Origin of the sequence: Microtetraspora fusca (genome assembly GCF_001570365.1) — a bacterium.
In the GTDB taxonomy this organism is placed as follows: Bacteria; Actinomycetota; Actinomycetes; order Streptosporangiales; family Streptosporangiaceae; genus Microtetraspora; species Microtetraspora fusca.
Genome location: NZ_BBYK01000071.1, coordinates 1 through 23735, shown reverse-complemented (window position 1 = coordinate 23735; position 23735 = coordinate 1). Strand labels below are relative to the sequence as shown.

The following is a 23735-nucleotide window of genomic DNA, read 5'->3' as shown; positions in this document are numbered from 1 at the left end:
CGACAGAAATACAATGTGTAGTGCAAAATCGCGTTCCATGACCCCGAGCCTCCTTCTCCTCACCACCTCCACCCTCGTCGCCGAGCTCCTCGGGGTGCCCGCCCCGGCGAACCCGCCCGCCGACGTCGTCGATCACACCGCGGCCGCCGCGCCGGCCGCGTACTGGACGCCCGAGCGGATGGCCCGAGCGCTCCCGTTCGACCTGCTCTCCTCCACCGTCACGCGCGTCGGCGCGCTCGCGGGGCGGCTGGTCTCTCCGCGGTCCGTCCCGCTCAGCGCGGTGCGCCCGCTGGGCGTGGACCAGCGGACGATCGCCCGGCGCTCCGCCGTCGGCCGCCCGGCGAGCATGACGATGGATACGGTGACCAGCGGCTCCCGATGGGCCGGCGGCGGGGCCGTCACGACGACCGTCGGCAGGGTGTTCCTCACACTGAACGGCGTCGACTTCGTCTGCTCGGGCACCGCGGTGCGCAGCGCCAACAGGGACGTCGTGGCGACCGCCGGCCACTGCGTCAAGGACGGCACCGGCGCCTGGGCGGAGAACTGGACGTTCGTCCCCGGCTACGAGTCGGGGCGGCAGCCGTACGGCAGCTATCCGGCACGGCGGATGTTCGTCGCCGGACCGTGGGCGCGGGACGCGAACGACGGCTACGACGTCGGCATGGTCGCGGTGAGCGACCGCGGGGGGCAGCACCTCACGGACGCCGTCGGAGCCCATGCCATCGGCTGGAACGCCGTGCGCGGCCGGCAGACGTACACCTTCGGATTCCCGGCCGACCCGCCCTACAACGGCGAGCACCTGCTCTACTGCGCCGGCATGCCGTCCGACGACCCGTACAAGAAGACCCAGGACCAGGGCCTGAAGTGCGATCTCACCGCCGGAGCGAGCGGGGGCCCGTGGTTCAGCGGCTTCGACCCCGTGACCGGCCAGGGCCAGCTGACCTCGGTGAGCAGCTTCAAGTACAGCAACGACAGCGGCAGCATGTACGGCCCGTACTTCGGCGACGAGGTCAAGCAGGTCTTCGACACCGCCCAGCAGGCGTGAACAATAGCCGCAAAAGAGGCGTAATACGCGTGAAACAGGCACCCGGCTACGGTTTCCCGGCATGGTGCTGGAACTGACGCGTGCGGGCGCGACCGACCCGCTGGTGATGGAGCTGTGCGCGGCACAGCAGGCGGAGCTGGCCAGCCGGGAGCAGGATCGGGACATCGTGCACGACGTGCCCAAGCGCCTCGACCCGCGCATCGCGTTCGTGGTGGCGTGGCGGGACGGCGCGGCCGTCGGCTGCGCGGGGCTCCAGCCGCTCGAACCCGGCGTCGGCGAGGTCAAGCGGATGTACGTGCGCCCCGCCCATCGCGGGCGGGGCGTGTCCCGGGCGCTGCTCGCCGAGATCGAGCGGCTCGCCCGGGAGGACGGGCTGAACGCGCTGCGCCTGGAGACCGGGCGGATCTTCACGGAGGCCGTCGGCCTCTACACCTCCAGCGGTTACGCGAGCATCCCCCGTTTCGGGGCGTACGCGGACCTGCCGGAGAGCGTCTGCTTCGAGAAGACCCTCTAGATCTCCAGGCGCGTCTCGCGAGACCTAGAGGGTCACGCCGGTGATGACCATGACCTTCTCGTAGGTGAAGTCGTTCATCGCCGAGAGCACGCCCTCGCGGCCCACACCGGACTGCTTCACTCCGCCGTACGGCATCTGGTCGGCACGGAACGACGGGACGTCGCCAATGATCACACCGCCGACCTCCAGCTCGCGGTTGGCCCGGAACGCGATGTCGAGGTTCCGGGTGAAGATGCCCGCCTGCAGGCCGTACTTGGAGTCGTTGACGGCGGCGAACGCCTCGTCCACCGAGGCCACCGGCTGGATGATCATGACAGGGCCGAAGACCTCCTCGCAGGACAGCTTGGCGTCCGCGGGGACGTCGGTGAGCACGGTCGGGGCCACCGTCGCGCCGTCCCTGGTGCCGCCGGCGAGGACCCGGGCGCCGGCCTCGACGGCCTCCTTCACCCACTGCTCGACCCGCTCGGCGGCCGCGACCGACACGAGCGGCCCGACCTGGGTCTTCTCGTCGGACGGGTCGCCGGTGACGAGGGCGTCCACGGCGGCGAGGAGCTTCTCGGTGAACGGCGCGAGCACCGACTCCTCGACGATCACGCGCTGCACGGAGATGCAGCTCTGACCGGCCTGGTAGTTGGAGAACAGCGCCGCGCGCGCCGCGGCCCAGTCGAGGTCGGCGTCGGCCAGCACGACCGCGGCGCCGTTGCCGCCCAACTCCAGCGTGACGTGCTTGCGCGGGACCTGGTCCATGAGGGCGTAGCCCACGGGGCCGGAGCCGGTGAAGGAGACGATCGGCAGGCGGGGGTCCTCGACGAGCGCGCCGGCCCGGTCGTTCGGCACGGGCAGCACGGAGAACATGCCCTCGGGCAGGTTCGTCTCGGCCAGGATCTCGCCGAGCAGCAGCGCGGACAGCGGCGTCGCCGGGGCGGGCTTGACGATGACCGGGGCGCCGACGGCGATGGCCGGGGCGACCTTGTGGGCGACCAGGTTCAGCGGGAAGTTGAACGGCGTGATCGCGAGCACCGGGCCGTGCGGCACGCGGGAGACGTAGGCGATGCGGCCCTGGGCGGCGGGCTCGGTGTCGAGGCGCTGGACGGCGCCGCTGAACCGGCGGACCTCCTCGGCGGCGAACCGGAACGTGGAGACCGCCCGGTTGACCTCGCCGCGGGCCCAGAAGATGGGCTTGCCGTTCTCACCGCTGATCAGCTGTGCGATCTCCTCGGCGCGCTCGGCGAGGCGGCGCGCGACGTGGGAGAGCGCGTCGGCGCGGACGTGGATGGGCAGCGCCGCCGCCTCCTTGCGCACCGCGTCCGCGGCCGCGACGGCCTGCTCGACCTGCTCGGCCGTCGGCACGGAGTAGACCCCGACGACACGGCCGTCATGGGAGTTGGTCACCTCCAGCTCGGCGTCTCCCGTCGCGGGACGACCGGCCAGCCAGAAGGGGATCGGTGAGGTGGCGTTCGCGCTGCTGTCCATGCCCACGACGCTATGCCAACCGGTCGGGGACGGCCCTACTCCGGGGCGCACAATCACCGGGCGATGACTGGCCAATGTGGACAACACCCTGTTGCCACGCTATGTCACAGATATGGCGCGATTTCGCGATGAATTCAGTTTCGGAGCGGTTTGAAAGCGCAACGGCATGGTTAAGTCTCAACCGGGTCCGTCGCGGACCCCATCGATGGAAGGGCTCGTCGCTGATGAGTACGCCGGCGCCTCTGGGACTTCAGGGCGCCTACGCCCTCGGGCAGCGTAATAGCAACGACGAGCTGCGCACCCGGCTCCTCGACGTCGCGAGCAAGCTGCTCGCCACCACCGGCCCGGAGAGCCTCACCGTCCGCAGGATCGCGGCGGAGGCCGGCTGCTCGACGACCGTGATCTACACGATGTTCGGCAGCAAGGAGGGGCTGGCCGAGGCGCTCTACCTCGAAGGGTTCGAGCGGTTCCGCCGTCGCCTGGCCGCCGTCCCGCCGCGCGCCGACCCGCTCGAGTTCCTCGTCGCGCTCGGGCCCGCGTACCGGGAGGCCGCGCTCACCGACCCCGGGTACTACAGCCTGATGTTCGAGCAGGCGATCCCCGGTTTCGTGCCGAGTGAGCGGGCGAGGACGCTGGCCCGCGCCGCGCTGAACATCCTCGACCGGGTGATCGCGGACTGCATCGCCGCCGGATATCTCATCCCCACCCAGCCCAGGAAGATCGCCGACGCGGTGTGGGCGGCCGCCCAGGGAGCGCTCAGTTTGGAGCGTGCCGGGCACCTGCGCGACGCCAAGACGTACGAGACCGTGACCACCGCCACGATCAGCTCCTTCATGACCCGCCGGCCCGACGCACCGGCATCGTTCCGCTGACCTCGCCTGACCTCGTCAGACGGATCCGTAGCTGAGCGCGATCCACAGCTCGGCGCGCGCGGCGGGGTCGTCGAGGTCCCGCCCGAGCAACTCGCTCACCCGCTTCATCCGATATCGCAGCGTGTGCCGGTGAACGCCGAGCCGCTGCGCCGCCGCGTCCCAGTGCCCGTTGCAGGCGAGATACGCGCGGAGCGACTCGATGAGATCGGCGCGCGAACCGTACTCGCGCAGCGGCGCGAGCAGCGCGGCGGAGAACGCCGCGGCGGCGGCCGGGTCGAGCAGGGAGAGCAGGCCCTGCCCGGCCAGCTCGGGGAACCGGGCGATCGGAGCGGCCGACGCCAGCGCGCGTTCCGCCTGGTCGAGCCCCAGGGCCAGCTCCGCGTACGCCACCGGCCCGCTGGCGCCGACCCGTCCCCGCCGGGCCACCCGCGCGATCACGCCCTCGGCCTCCTCCTGGTCGGCCAGCACCACGGTCAGCCCGCCGTACGGCAAGCCGTGGGCGGGAGGCTCGTCGGTGTCGCAGGCGAGGACGACGAACGGCTCGGCGGGCAGTTCCTCGTCCATCGCGGCGAGGGTCTCGCCCGCCGCCGCGCGCTCCCCCGCGAGCAGCAGCCGCAGCACGGCGGCGTGCACCCGCCGCTCGGCCGCCCGCTGCTCGCGCCCCTGCTCCAGGCCGAGGGTCAGCAGCGATCCGGCCGCGTTGACGATGGTGTGGCCGACGGGGGTGAACGGCCGCGTGGAGCCCACCGCGAAGAAGCCGCGGCGGCCGAGCGGCTGCACGATCACGTGCTCGCCCGGCACGGACAGAGCGATGCTGGAGGGTGCTCCTGGGGCGCGCAGCCGCGCCAGCTCCGGCTCCAGCGCGCGGGCCCGCGCGGCCGGCTGTCCCGTGCGCGCGGCGTGGCGCACCGCCCCCGCGGGGTCGAGGAGCAGCGCCCAGCCGTCGATCTCACGGGCGAGCCGCTCGATGACGGCGCTCATGCCCTCCGGCTGGAGCGCGGCCCTGGTGAGCCGGCCCTGGGCGGCGAACGCGCGGCTGATCTCCTCGTACTGCTCGGCCGCGAGCAGCTCGCTGACCGCCTTGCCGATCGCGATGAACGGGGTGTCCCGCGGCACCTCGACGAGAGGAAGCCCGGCCTCGGCCGCCGCCTCGATCAGATCGGCGGGCACATCCTCGTGGGTCAGGCCGACGCCGAAGCCGAGCCCGGTGACGCCCCTGGCGACCAGCCGCGACACGTACGGCAGGGCGTTGCCGGCGTCGAGCCGCATGCCGGTGGTGAGGACCAACTCGCCGCCCTCAAGGAAGGGTGTGGGATCCTCGAGCTCACTCACCGCCACCCAGCGGACCTGCCGGTCGAGCGCCGCCGCGCCCGCCAGGACCTCCAGATGGAGCGGGGCCATCGCCGTCACCCTGCGCAGCGTCGGCGCCATGTCGTCCTCGACTTATCCACCTGGTACAAACGAACATCACCATTGTGCCACGGCGACACATCGGCAGGCCGGGGCGCGGGCCGTACCGTCGATGGCATGAGCACTGCCACGCACGGCGGCCCCGGACTTCCCCAGGAGCGCCGCCTCGTCACCGAGATCCCCGGCCCCAAGTCGCGCGAGCTGTTCTCGCGCAAGCAGTCCGCCGTGCCCTCCGGCGTCGGCACGACTCTGCCCGTCTTCATCACCCAGGCCGGCGGCGGCGTGGTCGTGGACGTGGACGGCAACTCCCTGATCGACTTCGGTTCGGGCATCGCCGTGACGAGCGTCGGCAACGCCGCGCCGCGCGTCGTCGAGCGGGTCCAGAAGCAGGTCGCCGACTTCACCCACACCTGTTTCATGGTCACGCCGTACGAGTCGTACGTGGCGGTGTGCGAGAAGCTCAACGCGCTCACCCCCGGCGACCACGAGAAGCGCACGTTCCTGGTGAACAGCGGCGCCGAGGCCGTCGAGAACGCCGTCAAGGTCGCCAGGAACGCCACCGGCCGCCAGGCGGTCGTCGTGTTCGACCACGGCTACCACGGCCGGACGCTGCTCACGATGACGCTGACCGCCAAGAACATGCCGTACAAGCACCGGTTCGGGCCGTTCGCTCCCGAGGTGTACCGGGCGCCGCTGGCCTACCCGTTCCGCTGGCCGACGGGGCCGGAGAACTGCGCCGACGAGGCGGCGGCCCAGGCGATCGACATGATCAACAAGCAGATCGGCGCGGAGAACGTCGCGGCCGTCGTCATCGAGCCGATCCAGGGTGAGGGCGGCTTCATCGAGCCGGCCCCCGGCTTCCTGCCCAAGATCGTCGAGTTCTGCAAGGCCAACGGCATCGTCTTCATCGCCGACGAGGTGCAGACCGGCTTCGCCCGCACCGGCCACCTGTTCGCCTGCGAGTACGAGGGCATCGTCCCGGACATCATCGTCACGGCCAAGGGCATCGCGGGCGGCCTCCCGCTGGCGGCCGTGACCGGCCGGGCCGAGCTGCTCGACGCCGTCCACGGCGGCGGCCTCGGCGGCACGTACGGCGGCAACCCGCTCGCCTGCGAGGCGGCGCTCGGCGTGCTGGAGACCATCGAGGAGGAGAAGCTCGTCGAGCGCGCCGCGCACATCGGCGAGGTCATGCTCTCCCGCCTCAACGCCTTCAAGGAGCGCTTCGAGATCGTCGGCGACGTCCGCGGCCGGGGCGCCATGGTCGCGATCGAGCTGGTGCTGCCCGGCGGCAAGGAGCCGAACGCGGCGGCCACCGCCGAGATCGCGCGCCGGTGCCACGTCGAGGGCCTGCTCGTGCTGACCGCCGGCACGTACGGGAACGTCCTGCGCTTCCTGCCGCCGCTCGTCATCTCGGACGAGCTGCTGGAGGAGGGCCTGTCCATTCTGGAGAAGGCCATCGCCGCGGTGGCGTAGGGAACAAGGTTTAGACGGGGACACCCGGCTTCACGCCGGGTGTCCCTTTTGTTGTTATACGGTCTGCCACATGCCTGCGATTTAACCCGTGCTTGACATCTCCCTAATCGATCACACGCCGTAACCGCGTTATAACGGTTCGGGTATGCGAAGGGGGAACGCGATGGGGTGGGATTCGAAAGGGGCCGGAAGGCTCATGCCGACGTTCGACCCCGCGGGCCTGACCACGACCCAACTCGAAGGTGACGCCTGCGTGGTGTGCCACAAGAAGTGGCCGCGCCCCCGGGTTCTGGTGGGTCGGCTTCCCGACGACGCGCCCGTCCACGCGTGCGACGACTGCGCCGAGGCGCTGCTGCCCGTTCCGGAGGGCGCGGTGCCGCTCCAGCGCCGCAGCCGGGCGTTCTCCTGAACCCCGCTTGCCGTTCCCGGGAAGGTGAGTCAGGGGTCAGTCCACGAGGCGCTTCCAGCGCTCGACCCACTGGCCGTAGGGCACGCACTCCCCGTCCGCGCCCGCGCAGTTCTTCGCCGGGCGTGAGGCGAAGTAGACGTCGTCGAACGACTCGTGGTCCGCACAGATCCGCCGCATACGGCCGGTGCACGCCTCGTTGTTGACCGGGGCCAGCCCCACCCACTCGGCCGCGTCCTTCTGCACCGTCACCGAGCTGACCCAGTCGAGCCACTCGTACGCGCATGAGGGGTGGGCGGCCGCCGAGGAGACCATCCACGCGTCCGCCCAGCCGGTCACCGGCCCGCTCGCCGCCTTCACCGGCCGGTCGCCCTGGGCCAGCACGTCCCGCTGGAACGGCGTGCCCTGGGCGAGCCGTACGGACCCGGAGGCGAACCCCTGGACGACCTCGATGGGGTCGCGCCAGTAGACACGGTCGGCCGACTTCCCGCGCGACAGCAACTCGATCGCGTCGTCGAACTGGGACGGCGTGAGCTGGAAGGGGTCCTCGATGTCGGCTCCGCGCCGCTTCAGCACGAGGGCGGCGTCCGCGATCGTCAGCGGGCTGTCCTTGAGCATGACCTTGCCGGTGCCGCCGTAGAGGGCCGCCGCCGTCTTCGGCCCCTCCTTGGAGGAGTCGTAGAGGACCTCGTTGACCCCCCACAGGTACGGCACGCCGTACGCGTCGCCCTTGCGGGTTTCCAGTCGGCGCAGCCGCTTGGGGATGTCGCGGTAGGCCGCGATCAACGAGGTGTTCAGCGGGGCGACGGAGCCCTCGTCGATCAGCTTGCCCGCCACCTCGGGTGGGGCGACGACCACGTCGAACGAGCCGGGGTCGAGCGGCCGCGGCCCGGCGGCCGTCGCGGCGTCGTAGGTGCGCAGGTTCACCTTGCAGCCGGTCCGCGCCATGAACGGCGTCACCCAGTTGACCTTGGGGTCGGTGCCGCCCCATTCGACGTATCCGGGGAGCGCGAGAACGTTGACCGCGCCCTCCCCAGGTCCGGTCGAGGCGACCGGCGTGGGGGTCTTCTCCGGCTTGGACGGCGTGGCCGAGGCGGGGCTCGGCGAGGGGCCGGTCGCGCGCGCCCGCGGCGCGGCCCCGGACCCGACCGCCGGGGTCTTCGCTCCCTGGGAATGCGGCGTCGCCGTGGCTGTCACCGTCGGGGTGGCGGCCGTGGTCGCGGCCATCTCGGCCGTCGTCGTCTCCGTCGCGCCGCAGGCCGCGGCGAGCAGTCCGATGAGGGCGGCGGCGCACGGCACGGCGGGGTGGGCACGGCGGGAAGGGCGGGCAGGACGGATCGCCACTCGGACCCCCTTAGGAAACGGACGTCACGAGCCTACTGGCGCGGCGGCGGGACGACGCCGTTCGCGACGCCGTCCCGTCCCGCCTTCCCCGAGGCCGTCCCTCAGACCGTGGAGAGCGCCTCGCGCGCGGGCCCCTCGTCGGCCCTGGCCTTGATGCGGTGCCGTACGACGAGGCCGAAGACGGCGACGAGCAGGCCGAAAACGCCGGCGACCACGAACGGCCCCGCGGGACGCCACGCGTCGTGGAGTGCCCCGCCGAGCGCCGAGATGATCATGACGCCGAGGGCTCCGCAGAGGGTGTGCACCCCGAACGCCGCCCCTCGCACCGCGGCGGGAACCTGTTGTGCCAGCAAGGGCCCCGCGGTCGTGATGCCGGCGATCTCGCCGATGCCGATGAGCACGGCGACGATCATCATGCCCGGGCCGAGGGGATCGCTGACGAGCAGCGTCGACAGGTAGGCGCCCGCGCCGATGAGCTGGGCCAGGATGAGCAGGTCCTCGCGGCGCATGCGGTCGCCGAGCCAGCCGAAGAGGGGCGCGAACACCAGCGCGACGGTCTGCGAGATGCCGACCACCGCGCCCGCCTTCGCCAGCGCCTCGGCGCTCGACAGCCCGCCCTCGGCGGTCGCGTACTTGACGATCCAGAGCGACAGGAAGCTCACGACGATGGCAAGGTCGGCGCGCGCGACGAACGAGGCGGCGTAGGAGAGTGCGACGCCGGGATCGCGTCCGAGCACGAGCCCTTCGCGGACCAGGCGGGTCAGCGGCGTGCGCTCGGTGGTGGCCACCACCGGAACCCGGGAGAGCGTCGCCCAGAGGAGGCCGGCCACGAGCAGGATGCCCACCGCGATCAGCAGGAACGACACCCGGGTCGCCGCCACCGGATCCAGGCCGCGCTTCTCCATGGTCTGCGGCAGTTTGGCCACGACCAGCACCGCGATCAATGCGCCGAGCCCGCCGAAGACACCGATGAGCCCGTACGACTTGCCGCGCGACCGTTCACGCACGTAGTCGATGGCGATCGTCGAGAGCATGGCGTTGATGGCCGCGACGCCGAGCCCGAAGATCACCCTCAGAGTGACAAGGACGGTGGTGTTGCCGGCGAAGGGGAACAGCAGGGCACCGATCGCGCACAATGCCAGACCGCCGACCACGATGAGGCGGCGGCCGAACCGGTCGGCGAGCGCGCCGTACCAGGCGAGGCTGAGGATCATCGCGAGTTCGGCGGACGAGGTCAACAGGCCAACGATCGTGCCCTGCTCCGACTCGGGCATGCCGAGGATGGTGGTGAGGATGTGCGGCTGGGTCGACGGCAGGAAAGAGACCACTGCCGTTCCCGCGGTCGCGAGGAACAGCAGCGCCCACATGTTTCCCTTGGAGATGCCGTCCGCAAGCTGTGCGCCCAGCACGCGAGGCGGGGAAGTCACGGGACTGATCATGGCACCGCAAAACCTCGATAAGCTAGCTTTTCCTCAGATATCCGGATATCTCAGCTTTTCCAGTGAATTCAGCCCGGTACGCGGCGCGCGAGGATCAGCGATGAATAGGGGACGTGATGGGCGTCGAGTTTGACCCGAATACTCCCAATGCGGCACGGATGTACGACTATTACCTGGGCGGCAAGGACAACTTCCCCGCCGACCGCGCGGCGGCCGACCAGGTCCTGCGCTACGTGCCGGAGATCCCGATCGGGATCAGGGAGAACCGCGCCTTCCTGCAGCGCGCGGTGCGGTTCCTCGCCGAGCAGGGCGTCCGCCAGTTCCTCGACATCGGCGCCGGCCTGCCCACCCAGCAGAACGTGCACCAGGTCGTCGCCGAGATCGACCCCGAGGCACGCACCGTCTACGTGGACAACGACCCGCAGGTGCTCGTCCACGCCCGTGCCCTGTTGCAGGACAGCCCCCAGGTGCTCGTCGTGGAGGGCGACCTACGGCAGCCGGGCGAGATCATGGACCACCCCGAGGTCCGCGCTCACCTGAACTTCGACGAGCCGATCGCCGTGCTGCTGCTGGCGATCCTCCACTTCATCCCGGACTCCGACGACCCCCTCGGCATCATCGGCGGGATCCGGGGCGCGCTGCCCGAGGGCAGCTACATGGTCATGTCGCACGTGGCGGTGGACGAACGCCCCGAGGCCGCCCCTCCGGTCGAGGGCATCTACCGGAGCGCGTCCGCGCAGTTCGTGGCGCGCATGTCCAGCGAGATCGAGCCGTTCTTCGACGGCCTGGACGTGGCCGAGCCGGGCGTGGTCAACCTGCACGAGTGGCGGCCGGACAGCCCGGTGCTCGCGCCGCCCCTGGAGAAGGTGAAGTCCTACTTCCTCTGCGGCGTCGGCAGCGTCAAGTAGAGCCGCGCCCGAGAAGTCCAGTCCCGACGGGAACGGCGCCCCTCGCTCGCGTACGCGTGCGGCGGGCGCCGTTCCATGTCCGGCGCGAAAACGCGCGCCGGGGCGTGTTCCCACGTCCCCGGCGCGCGTCCGGCCGGTATGCCCGTTACTTGTTGGTCGGGAAGCCGAGGTTCACGCCCCCGTGCGAGGGGTCGAGCCAGCGCGACGTCACGACCTTGCCGCGGGTGTAGAAGTGCACGCCCTCGGTGCCGTGGACGTGCGTGTCGCCGAACAGCGACGCCTTCCAGCCGCCGAAGCTGTAGAACGCCATCGGCACGGGGATCGGCACGTTGATGCCGACCATGCCGACCTCCACCTCGTTCTGGAAGCGCCGGGCCGCGCCGCCGTCGTTGGTGAAGATCGCGGTGCCGTTGCCGTACTCGCCGGTGTTGATCAGCTCCAGGCCCTCCTCGTACGACTTGACCCGCACGATGGACAGGATCGGGCCGAAGATCTCCTCGCGGTGGACCCGGGAGTTGGCCGGTACGTGGTCGAGCACGGTGGGGCCGAGCCAGAAGCCGGAGGTCTGCGCCGCGGTCGTCCCGCCCTGGATGGGCGTCTCGCGGCCGTCGACCACGAGCTTGGCGCCCTCCTCCTGACCGAGGTCGATGTAGGAGGCCACCTTGTCGCGGTGGACCTCGGTGACCAGCGGGCCCATCTCGGACGTCGGCTGGTCGCCGGGGCCGACGGTGAGCTTCCCGACCCGCTCGACGATCTTGCTCACCAGCTCGTCGCCGACCGGGTCCACGGCGAGCACGACGGAGATCGCCATGCACCGCTCGCCGGCCGAGCCGAAGCCCGCCGACACGGCGGAGTCCGCGACCAGGTCCAGGTCCGCGTCGGGCAGCACGAGCATGTGGTTCTTGGCGCCGCCCAGCGCCTGGACCCGCTTGCCGTGCGCGGTCCCCGTCTCGTACACGTACCGGGCGATCGGGGTCGAGCCGACGAAGGAGACGGCCGCGACGGAGGGGTGCTCAAGCAGGCGGTCGACGGCGACCTTGTCGCCCTGGACGACGTTGAACACGCCGTCCGGCAGGCCCGCCTGCTTCCACAGCTCGGCGATCAGCAGCGACGCGGAGGGGTCGCGCTCCGACGGCTTGAGGATGAACGTGTTCCCGCACGCGATCGCCACGGGGAACATCCACATCGGCACCATCGCCGGGAAGTTGAACGGCGTGATGCCGGCGACGACGCCGAGCGGCTGCCGGATGGAGTACGAGTCCACGCGAGTGGAGACGCTCTCCGAGAAGCCGCCCTTGAGCAGGTGCGGGATGCCGCAGGCGAACTCGACGACCTCGATGCCGCGGGCGACCTCGCCGAGCGCGTCGGAGTGCACCTTGCCGTGCTCGGCGCTGATCAGCGCGGCCAGGTCGTCGCGGTGCCGGTCCAGCAGCTCGCGGAAGCGGAAGAGGATCTGGGCCCGCTTGACCAGCGACGCGTCACGCCAGGCGGGGAACGCCGCCTTCGCCGCCTCGACGGCGGCGTCCACGTCCTCGACGGCAGCGAGCTCGACGGCGCCGCTGACCTCGCCCGTGGCCGGGTTGAAGATCTCGGAGGTGCGGCCCCCGCCGGAGACGCGGGTCCCGTTGATCCAGTGGTTAACGTGCTTCATCGTTGACGGTCTCCAGAGCGGTGATCATGATGTCCAGGCCCTCCCGGGCCTCGTCCTCGGTCAGGGTGAGCGGCGGGGCCATGCGGAGCGCGCTGCCCTGCAGGCCGCCCTTGCCGACGAGCAGGCCGAGCTTACGGGTCTCCTCCATGAAGCGGGCGGCCAGCGCGGGGGCGGGCGCCTTCGTGCCCGGGTCCACGAGCTCGATCGCGAACATCAGGCCCTTGCCGCGGACCTCCTTGACGATCGGCAGCCGGGTCGCCGCCTCGCGCAGGCCGGAGATGATGATCTCGCCCGTCTTGGCGGCGTTGGCCTGCAGGTCGTTGTCGAGCACGTAGTCGAGGGTGGCCCTGGCCGCCGCCATCGAGATGGGGTTGCCGCCGAAGGTGGCCACGCCGAGCGCGTGCGGCCCGTCCATGAGGTCGCGCCGGGCGACGACGCCGCCGACCGCGAAGCCGTTGCCGAGCCCCTTGGCGAAGGTCATCATGTCGGGGGTCACGCCGTGGTTCTGGATGCCGAAGAACGCGGAGCCGGTCCGGCCCCAGCCGGTCTGGACCTCGTCGGAGATGAAGAGGATGCCCTCCTCGTCCAGGACCTCCTTGTACGCCGCGAACAGGCCGTCGGGGGCCATGGTGAAGCCGCCGACCCCCTGGATCGGCTCGGCGATCAGCGCCGCGACGTTGTTCGACACGCCGGTGGCGAGCACGTGCCGCAGGTCGTCGACGCAGGCCGCGATGTAGTCGGCGTCCGACATCCCGCGGAACTGGGCGAGGTGCCGGTCGGTGCCGTGCAGGAACTGCACGTTGAGCGGCGACAGCGAGTTGTTCTTCCACGACCGGTTGCTGGTGACGCTGATCGCGCCGAAGGAGCGGCCGTGGTAGCTCTGCCGCATGGCCAGGACCTGGTCCGACTTGCGCGCGTAGGTGGCGAGCAGCAGGGCGGTCTCGTTCGCCTCGGTGCCGGAGTTGGTGAAGAAGACCTTGGCGTCCTCGATGCCGGAGAGCTTGGCGATCTTCTCGGCCAGCTCGATCTGCCCGCGCAGCAGGTACGCCGTGGACGTGTGGACCACACCGGTGGCGAGCTGCCGCTCGACGGCCTCGCGCACCTCGGGCACGTCGTACCCGATCATGTTGGTCAGGATCCCGATGAAGAAGTCGAGGTAGCTCTTGCCGGAGGCGTCGACGACACGGTTGCCCTTGCCGCTGACGATCTCAATGGGCTCTGCGTAGTTCAGGGAGAGCCAGTTGGGCATTACCGCGCGATGGCGGGCAAGAAGGTCCGACATGGTGTCGAGTATCCCGCCTCGCGCCCTCCGCTCCCACCGGCACTATGTCGGCGTTCTCGTGTTCTGCCTTACATGATGAACCTTCCGCAAGGACATCCGCATGTCCGGACAAAGAGAGGTACGACCGCCGGGGCGCGGCGGCCGTACCTCGGGTGAAGCGACGAATCAGGCCGGAGTGTCCGCCGTGGGCGCCCCCGCGACGGGCGCCTCGGCCGCCGGCGTCCCCGCCGCGGCCGAGCGGCGCAGCACCAGCAGCGCCACCGTCGCGGCGGCCAGCGAGCACCCGACCCCGACGAGGGAGCCGACGGACATGGCCGACACGAACGCCTCCTTGGCCGTGGCCACGATCGAGGGGTCTCCGAGGGCCAGCGCTCCGCTGATCGAGTCCCGCGCCGCCTCGGGCGCCGACTCCGGCATCGCGGCGGTGTAGGCCCCGGCCAGCACGCTGCCGAGCACGGCCACCGACAGCGCCATGCCGACCTGCTGGACGGTGTCGTTCAGCGCTGAGCCGACACCCGCGTGCTCGACCGGCACCGCCCCCATCAACGTCGCGTACGCCGCGGGACCGGCGAGGCCGCCGCCGACGCCCATGACGATCAGACCGGCGATGAGCGTGCCGTACCCGTCGGTGAGCGTGGACAGGACGCCGAACCCGGCGGCCATGACGAACAGGCCGACCACGATCAGCGTGCGGTTGCTGACCTTCTTGCCCAGCCCGGCGCCGAGCCCGTTGAACACGAGCGCGGCCACGACGTACGGCAGCAGCGCGAGCCCGGCGCGCATCGGCTCGTAGCCGAGGACGAACTGGAGGTACTGCGTGAGCGCCAGCATCAGCGCGCCCGAGCCGAAGGAGAGCAGCACGATGGAGAAGCAGGCGCCGCTGAACGACCGGTCGCGGAACAGCCCGAGCGGAAGCATGGGGTGCTCGGCCCTGCGCTCCCAGAACACGAACCCGGCGAGCGCGATCACCGCGACCGCGAGGGAGAGCGGGTCCAGGCCGTCGGTGGGCATGACGATGACGACCCACACCAGGGCGGCCATTCCGACGACCGACAGGACGACGCCCACAGGGTCGATCTTCCGCGTCGAGCCGCGCGACTCGGGCATCAGGACCACGGCGGCGATGACGGCGAGCACGGCGATCGGCACGTTGAGCAGGAAGACCGAGCCCCAGTAGTAGTGCTGGAGCAGGAACCCGCCGATCGTCGGCCCCGCGATCACGCCGAGCATCGCGACCGCGCTCCAGGCGGCGATGGCCTTGCGCCGCTCCGACTCGTCGAAGACGGTGATCAGGATCGACAGCGTGGACGGCATGATGAACGAGCCTCCGACGCCCATCAGCGCCCGCGCCCCGATGAGCTGCCACGGCTGCGCCGCGAGCATCGCCAGCAGAGAGGCCCCGCCGAAGAAGACCAGGCCGACGATGAGCATGCGGCGCCGGCCGTACCGGTCGGAGAGGCTTCCGGCGGTGAGCAGCAGGCCCGCGAACACCAGGACGTACGAATCGATGATCCATTGAACGTCCGACGGACTGGCTCCCAGGTCCCGCATGAGCGCGGGGATCGCCAGGTTGAGCACGGTGTTGTCCACCACGAGGACGAGCAGGCTCAGGCAGAGAACGCCGAGGATCCACCATCGGCGCGGATGTGACATCGATCTTCCTCTCGTACAGTGTGCGATTGGGCTCGCACACTGTACGACAAACCTCGTACGCCGTGCGAGTTTTATATTCTGGGACGATGTCAGCGAAGCCCTTCACCTCCGTCTGGACCCGGGAACCCAAGGGGCGGCGCGAGCAAGGGCTCAGCCGCGACCAGATCGTCCGCGCCGCCCTCGAACTGCTCGACGAGGAGGGTCTCAACGCGCTGAGCATGCGCAAGCTCGGCGCGCGGCTCGGCGCGGGGGCGACCAGCCTCTACTGGCACGTCGCCAACAAGGACGAACTGCTCGAACTCGCCTTGGACGACGTCTACCGCGAGGTGCTCACACCCGCCGGGGCGAGCTGGCGCGAAACCGCGGGGGCCGTCGCGTGGGGCCTGCGCGGGGCGGTCCTCGCGCACCCGTGGTGCGTCGGGCTCATCGGAGTGCTGCCGAGCATCGGGCCGAACGCACTGGCGATGTCGGACCGGCTGGTCAAGGCGTGCAAGGAGGCCGGGTTCCAGGGCATGGACATCGACTTCGCCGTTGGAGCCGTCATCGCGTACACCCTGGGCGCCGCCGTGCCGGAGGCGACGTGGCGCGGCATGCTCAGCCGTTCGGGCGGCTCCGCGCGCGAGGCCCAGAACGAGATGATCCCGATGATCGAGGGACTGGCCGCCGGGCACCCCGACCTGCTCGAACGCTACAAGGACTACACCTCCGGCGGCCTGGACCCGCTGACCGCTCGGCAGATCGCCTTCGACTACGGCCTGGTCGCGCTGCTCGACGGCCTCGACGCGCGCCGGCCCCGGCCGGGCGCCACCCCGGACGAGGGCGGCACGGCACGGGTCGGCGGGGAGCGAGTCACTCCGGACGCGCCCGGGACCGCCCCCCAGTAGCGGTGACGCTGACCGATGCCACGTCATCCTGTCAGGCTGGCCCGCATCGGCCTTACATAATGATCAGGTAGCCTCATGGGCATGCTACCGACGGTCGCCGACGTGCTCGCGCTCGACGCCGTCCGGCGTGGCAACCCACGGGTGGTGGCCGGCGCGGACCGGCTGGACACCCGCGTGCGCTGGGTCCACGTCGGCGAGATCAGCGACATCGCCACCATGCTCCGCGGCGGTGAGCTGGTGCTCACCACCGGCGTCGCCCTGCCCGACGAGCCCGACAAGCTCGCCGACTACATCGCCGACCTGGCCTCGGTCGGCGCCTCCGGCCTCGTGGTCGAGCTCGGACGCAAGTTCGTGCGCGAGCTGCCCCGCCTGGTCGTGAAGTCGGCGGAGGAACACGGCCTGCCCCTGATCGTGCTGGCCCGCGAGACGCCGTTCGTGCAGATCACCGAGTCGGTGCACGCCCGGATCATCGACATCCAGCTCCAGGAGCTGCGGGCGTCCGAGCAGTTGCACGAGGTGTTCACCGAGCTGTCGGTCGAGGGCGCGTCTCCGGCCGAGGTGCTCGGCCAGGTCGCCCGTTTCTCCGGCCGCCCGGTCCTGCTGGAGAACCTCGCCCACCAGGTGCTCGCCTGCGACACCGCCGGCCGCGATACGGGGACGCTGCTGGCGAGCTGGGAGACCCGCTCCCGCGCGGTCTCCCCCGACGAGCGCACCGCGTACGACGCGGCCTCGGGCTGGCTGATCACCATGGTCGGCGCCCGGGGACAGGACTGGGGCCGGCTGATCCTGCTCTGCGACGGCGAGCCCAGCCCCCGCGACATCGTCCTCGCCGAGCGGGCCGCCACCACGCTGGCGCTCAGCCGCCTGCTCGAACGCCACCAGGAGTCCCTGGAGCGCCAGGCCCACGGCACGATCATCACCGGCATCCTGACCCACGCGTACGCCGACCCGGAGGAGGCGGCCGCCCGGGCCCGCGCCGTCGGCGTGCCGCTCACCGGGCGGAAGCTGGTCAGCGCCGTCTTCCGGCTCACCGGCCCCACCGACACGGCGCTGGGCGAGCAGGCCCAGCTCGGGGAGCTGGCCGAGGCGGGCGCGGCCGCGTGCCGCGACGCCAAGCTGCCCGCCCTGGTCGGCACGCTGGACCAGAACCACGTCGGCCTGCTGCTCCCCCTGCCTCCGCGCCTCACGGCCGAGGCCGCGCTCAACGCGCTCGCCGACCGGCTGCGCACCTCCTACACCGGCACGTTCGTGCTCGCCGCGGGCTCCGTGGTCGAGTCCATCAGGGACGTACGGCGCAGCTTCCTCGAAGCCGAGCAGGTGGCGGACGTGGCGGTGCGCCAGCCCGACGGGCGGGCCTTCTACCGGCTGCCCGACCTGCGGCTGCGCGGCCTGCTCCACCTGCTGCGCGACGACTCCCGGTTGCAGACCTTCGCCGAGCGCGAGCTCGGCACGCTGCTCGCCCACGACGCCCAGCGCAACGGCGACCTGACCCGCATCCTGCGGATCTATCTGGACGCCGGGCGCAACAAGGCCGTGGCCGCGCAGAAGGCCCACCTCTCCCGGCCGGCGTTCTACGACCGGCTGCGCCGCCTCGAACGCGTTCTGGACACCGACCTGGACGATGTTGAATCGTGCCTGTCACTTCACGTGGCACTGCTTGCCTTGGAATCCTTCCGAAGGGAGGCCCGTTGAGGGCTCGCGAGCACGGCATCGTCATCGGCACGGGAACGCCCGGACCGCACAACGCCATCACCGACGTCGCCGGAGTGCGTGTCGGCCACACAACACTGATCAGCGGCGAGGGACCCCGGGTCACCGGTCAGGGCCCGATCCGCACCGGAGTGACGGTCATCCTCCCCCACGAGGGTTCGACCTTCGACGAGCCGCTGTACGGCGGCTTCCACTGGCTCAACGGCTGCGGTGAGATCACCGGAACGGCGTCCCTCGAGGAGTTCGGGATGCTCACCTCCCCGATCGGCCTGACCAACACGGCATCGGTGGGTGTGGTCAGGGACACATTGGTGGAGCTCGAGATCGAAAGCGGCAGGCAGGCGTGGTCCCTGCCGGTCGTGGCCGAGACCTGGGACGGCCGGCTCAACGACATCAGCGGCCAGCACGTCCGGCGTGAGCACGTCCTCCAGGCGTACCGCGAGGCCGGCGACGGCCCGGTCGCCGAAGGCTCGGTCGGCGGCGGGACCGGCATGATCTGCCATGGCTTCAAGGGCGGCATCGGTACGGCCTCACGGGTCGTGGACGGCTACACGGTCGGCGTCCTCGTCCAGGCCAACCACGGCAGGAGGGACCGTCTGACGGTCAACGGGGTCAACGTCGGCGCGCGACTGCCCGCCGAGCCGGTGGCGCACGAGGGCGCCGGTTCGATCATCGGCATCGTGGCGACCGACGCGCCGCTCCTCCCCCACCAGTGCAGGCGGCTCGCGCAGCGCGCCGGGCTCGGCGTCGCCAGGACCGGTGGCGCCGGCGAGAACTTCAGCGGCGACGGCTTCCTGTGCTTCTCCACCGGCAACAGAAACCTCCCCTCGGCGGCCCTGGACTCGAACACGCCACGCACCTACCAGGTGACCGTGCTCTCTGACGAGCACATCGACCCGCTGTTCTACGCGGTCATCGAGGCGACCGAGGAGGCCATCGTCAACGCCCTGGTCGCGGCCGAGACCATGACCGGGGCCGACGATCTGACCATTACCGGCCTCGATGGGGCCACTCTGGCAAAGGTACTGACCACATGATTTCTGACAACCTGGCCACCGCCGGGGCCATCGCCTTCCCCGTCGCCGACGTGGAGCTGGAGCCGTACGAACTGGACCCGGGCCAGATCGTCTCCGGGAACCCGCGCGTGGCGCTGGCGCAGCTCAGCCCGGGTCGCGGCGTGTGGGAGATCACGCCGGGCGTGGTCACCGACGTCGAGGCCGACGAGATCTTCGTCGTGCTCACCGGCCGCGCCACGATCGAGGTCGAGGGCGGGGCGACCACCGAGGTCGGCCCCGGCGACGTCTGCCTGCTCGCCGAGGGGGCCAAGACGACCTGGACGGTCCACGAGACGCTCCGGAAGGTCTACCACTCCCGATCCTGACCCCGGCGGGAGCGGTTTTCCCACCCGGGTGTAAGACCTATCGCACCGGCCACGTTCCGTAGGGATGTGCGCACGGTGCGATGTGGTTTTCTCGATGGGTGCAGACGACCAGCGAACCTGAGATCAGTCCGGACACCGTGGTCCGCGCCCTGTCCGCCCGCTTCCCCCGATGGACGATCTGGTGGGGCAAGTCCACCTCGCACTACTGGGGACTCTCCCGCCGCCGGGACGGCGCGTTCGTCTACGTCGAGGCACACTCGGCGCGGGAGTTCATGCAGCGGGCCCGCGAGATAGACTCCCAGCGCCCTTAGCGTTTAGTCCCCCTTTAGGGGGAAGTGTCGCAATTGTCGGAATTTGGCCGATGCGAATCTCGCCACATTTTTCGATAATTACCGGTTTTCACTCCCGTCGCTTTGCGTTTCTCGCCACCATGGTCATTTCACAGATCATGAATGGGAGAGACCGCAATGAAACGCCGCCTGATCGCCGGCGCCGCCGCCCTGGCCGTCGGGATGCCGACGCTTGTCGGGCTGACCACGTCCAGCGCCGTCGCCGCTCCGGTCACCGGCCTGCCCACGACCGCCTTCCCCCTGGGCCAGCCCGGCGTCCCCAAGTCGGCGCACAAGTCCCTCGGCCCCGGCATCGACTACTTCACCGTGAAGCACGGCACCTCCACTGACGGCTACACGGTCAGCATCATCGCCGGGGGCAAGGACTTCATGTCCGAAGCGACCGCGCAGGCCCAGGCGCTCGCCGTCCAGGACGCCGGGATGACGCCCGTCGTCGTGAAGTTCACCCGGCCCGCCGTCGCCGACTTCCCCGCCGCCGACTTCTGGTCGGTCCGCGTCGGCTCCTGGTCCCTCAAGGACAAGGACGAGGCCGCCAAGGTCGTGAAGGAGCTGAAGAAGGCCGGCATCAGCTCCAAGGTCGACTTCACCGGCGACGACGGCTTCCAGACCACCGGCCCCTGGTCGATGCGGGTGGTCACGATCGACCCGCGCACCTTCCGCGGCTCGTTCCGGTCCTCCCTCGGCGTCAGCGTCGCCAAGCGTGAGACGGTGTCCTCGATGGCCAAGGCCGCCGGCGCCAAGATCGCCGTCAACGGCGGGTTCTTCGACATCCACACCCTCAAGAACCTTCGCGGCGACCCGACCGGCCTCTCCGTCGTCAACGGGAAGCTGCTCAGCGAGGCCGTTGCCGGCCGCATCGGCATCGTCCTGAAGGGCCGTACGGCTCACATCACCGAGCTCTCCTCCAGCGTCGTCGCGACCGCCGGCGGCGCCAAGGCCGTCGTCGCGGGAGTGAACCGGGTCGCCAAGCCCGACGAACTGGTCATGTACACCGAGGAGTTCGGTGCCAAGACCCCCAAGGACGACGGCACCGAAGTCGTGCTCGACACCTCGGGCAAGGTCATCGCGGTGCGCTCCCCCGGCGCCGCCGTCATGCGCGGCACCCGCGTCCTGCACGGCGTCGGCGCCGCCGCCGACTGGCTGTGGGAGTACGCCGAGGAGGGCGCCACCGTCCAGGTGGCGACCACCGTCACCGACCTGCGGACCAAGAGGACGATCCCGCTCACCCCGGACACCAGCATCATCGCCGGCGCGATCGGCCTGGTCCGCGGTGGCCAGACCGCGATCACCGCGAACCGGGACGGCATGGCCAACGTCAACATGATCCTGCGCCGCCACCCCCGCACCCTCGCCGGAGTGACCACGTCCGGGAAGCTGATCCTCGCCGTGGTCGACGGCCGGGACCCGGGCAAGACCGTCGGCGCGTCCTTCATCGAGGCGGCGCAGATCATGCGCTGGCTGGGCGCCCGCGACGCGATCAACCTGGACGGCGGCGGTTCGAGCGCCATGGTCATCGGCAACAAGGTCGTCAACCACCCGTCGGACGGCGTCGAGCGCGGCGTCGGCGACGCCCTGCTCGTCGTGCCCGAGTAAGGCCCGTACGAGCCCCTGACGACGACGCGGCGGCTCCTCGGACCGGCCCCAGCCGGAGCCCGAGGAGCCGCTTTCCGTTTCTCGCGACGGCTCAGCCGCTGTTCCTAGTCCGCTTGTTCCAGTACGCCTGTTCCGGTACGCCTGTTCCGGTACGCCTGTTCTAGTGCGCCCGTTCCGGTACGCCTGTTCTAGTGCGCCCGTTCCGGTACGCCTGTTCCAGAGCGCTTGTTCCAGTACGCCTGCTCCAGAGCGCCCGTTCCGGCGCGTCGACTGCTGTTCCGGTGGCTCAGCCCTCGGCGACGATGCGCGCGATGCTGTCGTCGTCGCAGGTCGCCCAGAAGGACCCCACGACGTCTTCGAGCTGGTCGAACGACATCGCCTCGAACAACACGTCCTGATATTTCGTGATGTCGTACTCGGTCGTCCCCATGGCCTTGAGATCGAGCGGCCGGATGTCCATGCCCCTGAACTCCTCGATCTCGCCGTACGAGCTGAGAATCCCCGCACCGTACGCCTTGAGCTCCGACGCCTCCCGCATCACGCCGAACTCCAGCGTGAACCAGAAGACCTTCGAGACGAACTGGAGGGCGCCCTCGCTCTCCACCCTCCGCGCCGCCCCTCCCGCGAGCCGGTACAGCTCCGCGAACCGGTCCGAGGCCAGCGTGTTCGCGTGACCTATCACCTCGTGGATGATGTCCGGTTCCGGAGTGTAGAACGGGACGGAATGGTGCCGGATGTACTGGGTCGAGTGGAAGTATCCGTCCGCCAGCACGCCGTAGAACTCCCGTAGCGGGACGAGACCCGCCGCCGGGATGTAGCGGAACCCGGTGAGCGGGTAGAGGCGATCACTGACCTCCTGAAGCTGGGGGATGTGATCCTTCGGCAACCCCAGCCGTTCCCCCGCATCCAGGAACTCCCTGATCGCGTAGCGCTGGTGTTTGACCGCCAGTTCCCGTGACACCAGAGCCCACACCTGATGCTCTTCCTCGGTGTACTCCGCGTGTGGGACGGGATCGCCCAGCTGATAGTTGAGCGCCAGGGCAGCGATGGCGTTGCGCCGCTCGCGGTAGACCTCGTCGGCGAATCCGGGGTGGTTGGACGCCAACTCGACGGTGACCGAGCCGTCTTCCCGCTTGGCGACGGGAGCGAAGTATTGGGCTTCCTCGAACATACTTCCTTATGACAGCAAGTCGGATTTCCGCTGGCAAGAGCGACCAGTCTAGGTACGCGAACCGTTCAATATCGCCATCGTTATCCGCTTTTGACTGGTCGAATCGCACAGTCTCGGCGTAACGTCGACTTCATGCTCGACACGCTGGACAGCAAGCTCTTGATCACGATGCGTGACAACCCGAGGATCGGTCTGACCGAGCTCGCCCGCCTCCTCGGCGTCGCCCGCGGCACGGTCCAGGCCCGCCTGGAGAAGCTCACCGCCCGGGGCGTGATCGGCGACTTCGGGCCAACCGTGATGACCGAGGAGATCGGCTATCCGATCCTCGCCTTCGCGCAGCTCCAGATCGCCCAGGGCAAGCTCTCCGAAGCCGTCGAGGCACTCGACGTGATCCCCGAAATCCTCGAGGTGTACGGCACGAGCGGCCAGGCCGACCTCCTCTGCCGGGTGGTCGCCCGTAACACGCCGCACCTCCAGGAGATCATCGCCCGCATCCTCGCCTCGCCCGCCGTCCAGCGCACGGACACGACGATCGCCCTCTCCACCCAGATCCCGTACCGCATCACCCCCTTGCTCACCGCCGCCGTGTCACCGTGACCCCCTCGTAGGCCGCATCTGTGACAGAACCAGCCGGACAGCCCCTCACCCTGCTGTCACGGCCGGCCGTGGCAATCGTCGTGCCCACACCAGCGAAGTCCTTGCTCCATATGGGCCAAGTCCGCAACCTGCTCTCATACGGCTAAGGCCCGTAGACGCTCCCCAGGGCTGAAGCCCGTAGGCGGTGCGCAGAGCCAGCCCCACAGATGCTGCCATGCCTGCGGCCATAGGAGCTGCCGTGGCTGAGCCTTCTGAGCACTCCGCAGGGCTATGCCCGTCCGTGGTGCGCATGGCTAAGGTCCGAAGGCGGTACGCAGGGCTGAGGTCCGTAGGCGCTGCGGCGGGGGCTGCTCCGGCCGGCCGTGATAGTTGCGCTCTGGTGATGCCGCTCCCGCGGCCGTCGCAGGCGCGGTGGTACATGGCACGGTCCTACGCCGGCCTCCACAACCCCCGCCTCCGCGCCAACCTCCCCCGCCGCACCCGGGCCAACTCCACAACCGTCCGAGGAGCCACATACCGCGCAGAGGCACCGCCGACTACGCACCAGTGCCGCCAGCAGCAACCAGCTCTCAGGGCCAG

21 protein-coding genes are annotated in these 23735 nt (G+C 70.3%); 13 read left to right on the top strand and 8 right to left on the bottom strand.

What is annotated here, in order from left to right:
• Window positions 1-37 precede the first annotated feature (37 nt).
• On the top strand, window positions 38-1045 hold the full coding sequence (locus tag AWQ68_RS33580; RefSeq protein WP_066948536.1) for a trypsin-like serine peptidase: 1008 nt from the start codon (window positions 38-40) through the stop codon (window positions 1043-1045).
• A gap of 61 nt (window positions 1046-1106) precedes the next feature.
• A complete protein-coding gene (locus AWQ68_RS33575; protein ID WP_066948534.1) occupies window positions 1107-1559 on the top strand; it encodes a GNAT family N-acetyltransferase in 453 nt (150 codons plus the stop codon).
• Window positions 1560-1583: 24 nt separating this feature from the next.
• On the opposite strand, the gene AWQ68_RS33570 is transcribed toward AWQ68_RS33575, so the two are convergent.
• Window positions 1584-3032, bottom strand: coding sequence for an aldehyde dehydrogenase family protein (locus AWQ68_RS33570; protein ID WP_066948705.1), 1449 nt, complete (start codon window positions 3030-3032; stop codon window positions 1584-1586).
• A 224-nt stretch (window positions 3033-3256) separates the two neighbouring features.
• Between AWQ68_RS33570 and AWQ68_RS33565 the strand changes: the two genes are divergently transcribed.
• On the top strand, window positions 3257-3904 hold the full coding sequence (locus AWQ68_RS33565; protein WP_066948532.1) for a TetR/AcrR family transcriptional regulator: 648 nt from the start codon (window positions 3257-3259) through the stop codon (window positions 3902-3904).
• Window positions 3905-3919: 15 nt separating this feature from the next.
• Here the strand turns inward: AWQ68_RS33565 and AWQ68_RS33560 are convergent, their stop codons facing one another.
• Entirely contained in the window at window positions 3920-5335 is a 1416-nt protein-coding gene (locus AWQ68_RS33560) for a PucR family transcriptional regulator (protein ID WP_066948529.1), read from the bottom strand.
• A 96-nt stretch (window positions 5336-5431) separates the two neighbouring features.
• Between AWQ68_RS33560 and gabT the strand changes: the two genes are divergently transcribed.
• Together gabT and AWQ68_RS33550 are read left to right on the top strand one after the other, a co-directional pair.
• On the top strand, window positions 5432-6787 hold the full coding sequence (gene gabT / locus AWQ68_RS33555) for a 4-aminobutyrate--2-oxoglutarate transaminase (protein WP_066948526.1): 1356 nt from the start codon (window positions 5432-5434) through the stop codon (window positions 6785-6787).
• Window positions 6788-6983: 196 nt separating this feature from the next.
• Window positions 6984-7196 carry a hypothetical protein gene (locus AWQ68_RS33550; protein ID WP_174554175.1) on the top strand — a complete coding sequence of 71 codons (213 nt, stop codon included), beginning with the start codon at window positions 6984-6986 and terminating at the stop codon, window positions 7194-7196.
• A 36-nt stretch (window positions 7197-7232) separates the two neighbouring features.
• On the opposite strand, the gene AWQ68_RS33545 is transcribed toward AWQ68_RS33550, so the two are convergent.
• Complete coding sequence (locus AWQ68_RS33545; RefSeq protein ID WP_157546094.1) at window positions 7233-8537, bottom strand: extracellular solute-binding protein; 1305 nt, start codon at window positions 8535-8537, stop codon at window positions 7233-7235.
• Between the two features lie 101 nt (window positions 8538-8638).
• Window positions 8639-9964, bottom strand: coding sequence for an MFS transporter (locus AWQ68_RS33540; protein WP_169809035.1), 1326 nt, complete (start codon window positions 9962-9964; stop codon window positions 8639-8641).
• A gap of 128 nt (window positions 9965-10092) precedes the next feature.
• Here AWQ68_RS33540 and AWQ68_RS33535 point away from each other — a divergent pair, with 128 nt between their 5' ends.
• The gene (locus AWQ68_RS33535; RefSeq protein ID WP_066948519.1) at window positions 10093-10884 is read left to right on the top strand and encodes an SAM-dependent methyltransferase; all 792 of its coding nucleotides are present in this window, start codon (window positions 10093-10095) and stop codon (window positions 10882-10884) included.
• Window positions 10885-11029: 145 nt separating this feature from the next.
• On the opposite strand, the gene AWQ68_RS33530 is transcribed toward AWQ68_RS33535, so the two are convergent.
• The 3 genes from AWQ68_RS33530 to AWQ68_RS33520 form a co-directional block, all read right to left on the bottom strand.
• Window positions 11030-12535, bottom strand: coding sequence for a CoA-acylating methylmalonate-semialdehyde dehydrogenase (locus AWQ68_RS33530; RefSeq protein ID WP_066948516.1), 1506 nt, complete (start codon window positions 12533-12535; stop codon window positions 11030-11032).
• A complete protein-coding gene (locus AWQ68_RS33525; protein ID WP_066948513.1) occupies window positions 12522-13817 on the bottom strand; it encodes an aspartate aminotransferase family protein in 1296 nt (431 codons plus the stop codon). The genes AWQ68_RS33530 and AWQ68_RS33525 overlap by 14 nt, the downstream gene beginning before the upstream one ends.
• A 165-nt stretch (window positions 13818-13982) precedes the next feature.
• Window positions 13983-15470 carry an MFS transporter gene (locus AWQ68_RS33520; RefSeq protein WP_066948510.1) on the bottom strand — a complete coding sequence of 496 codons (1488 nt, stop codon included), beginning with the start codon at window positions 15468-15470 and terminating at the stop codon, window positions 13983-13985.
• Between the two features lie 86 nt (window positions 15471-15556).
• On the opposite strand from AWQ68_RS33520, the gene AWQ68_RS33515 reads away from it, so the two are divergent.
• The 6 genes from AWQ68_RS33515 (at window position 15557) to AWQ68_RS33490 (ending at window position 21388) form a co-directional block, all read left to right on the top strand.
• Window positions 15557-16354, top strand: a complete 798-nt coding sequence (locus AWQ68_RS33515) for a TetR family transcriptional regulator (protein ID WP_066948507.1) — start codon at window positions 15557-15559, stop codon at window positions 16352-16354.
• Between the two features lie 81 nt (window positions 16355-16435).
• A complete protein-coding gene (locus AWQ68_RS33510; RefSeq protein WP_066948700.1) occupies window positions 16436-18046 on the top strand; it encodes a PucR family transcriptional regulator in 1611 nt (536 codons plus the stop codon).
• Window positions 18043-19101: a DmpA family aminopeptidase gene (locus AWQ68_RS33505; RefSeq protein WP_066948504.1), complete on the top strand. Its 1059-nt coding sequence runs from the start codon at window positions 18043-18045 to the stop codon at window positions 19099-19101. Before AWQ68_RS33510 ends, AWQ68_RS33505 begins: the two co-directional genes overlap by 4 nt.
• Window positions 19098-19445: a cupin domain-containing protein gene (locus AWQ68_RS33500; RefSeq protein WP_066948502.1), complete on the top strand. Its 348-nt coding sequence runs from the start codon at window positions 19098-19100 to the stop codon at window positions 19443-19445. The genes AWQ68_RS33505 and AWQ68_RS33500 overlap by 4 nt, the downstream gene beginning before the upstream one ends.
• 98 nt (window positions 19446-19543) lie before the next feature.
• Complete coding sequence (locus tag AWQ68_RS33495) at window positions 19544-19756, top strand: hypothetical protein (protein ID WP_066948499.1); 213 nt, start codon at window positions 19544-19546, stop codon at window positions 19754-19756.
• A 156-nt stretch (window positions 19757-19912) separates the two neighbouring features.
• Window positions 19913-21388 carry a phosphodiester glycosidase family protein gene (locus AWQ68_RS33490; RefSeq protein WP_066948496.1) on the top strand — a complete coding sequence of 492 codons (1476 nt, stop codon included), beginning with the start codon at window positions 19913-19915 and terminating at the stop codon, window positions 21386-21388.
• A gap of 286 nt (window positions 21389-21674) precedes the next feature.
• Here AWQ68_RS33490 and AWQ68_RS33485 read toward each other — a convergent pair whose 3' ends face one another.
• On the bottom strand, window positions 21675-22559 hold the full coding sequence (locus tag AWQ68_RS33485) for a phenylalanine 4-monooxygenase (RefSeq protein ID WP_066948493.1): 885 nt from the start codon (window positions 22557-22559) through the stop codon (window positions 21675-21677).
• A 132-nt stretch (window positions 22560-22691) separates the two neighbouring features.
• On the opposite strand from AWQ68_RS33485, the gene AWQ68_RS33480 reads away from it, so the two are divergent.
• A complete protein-coding gene (locus tag AWQ68_RS33480) occupies window positions 22692-23156 on the top strand; it encodes an Lrp/AsnC family transcriptional regulator (protein WP_066948491.1) in 465 nt (154 codons plus the stop codon).
• The last annotated feature ends 579 nt before the right edge of the window (window positions 23157-23735 follow it).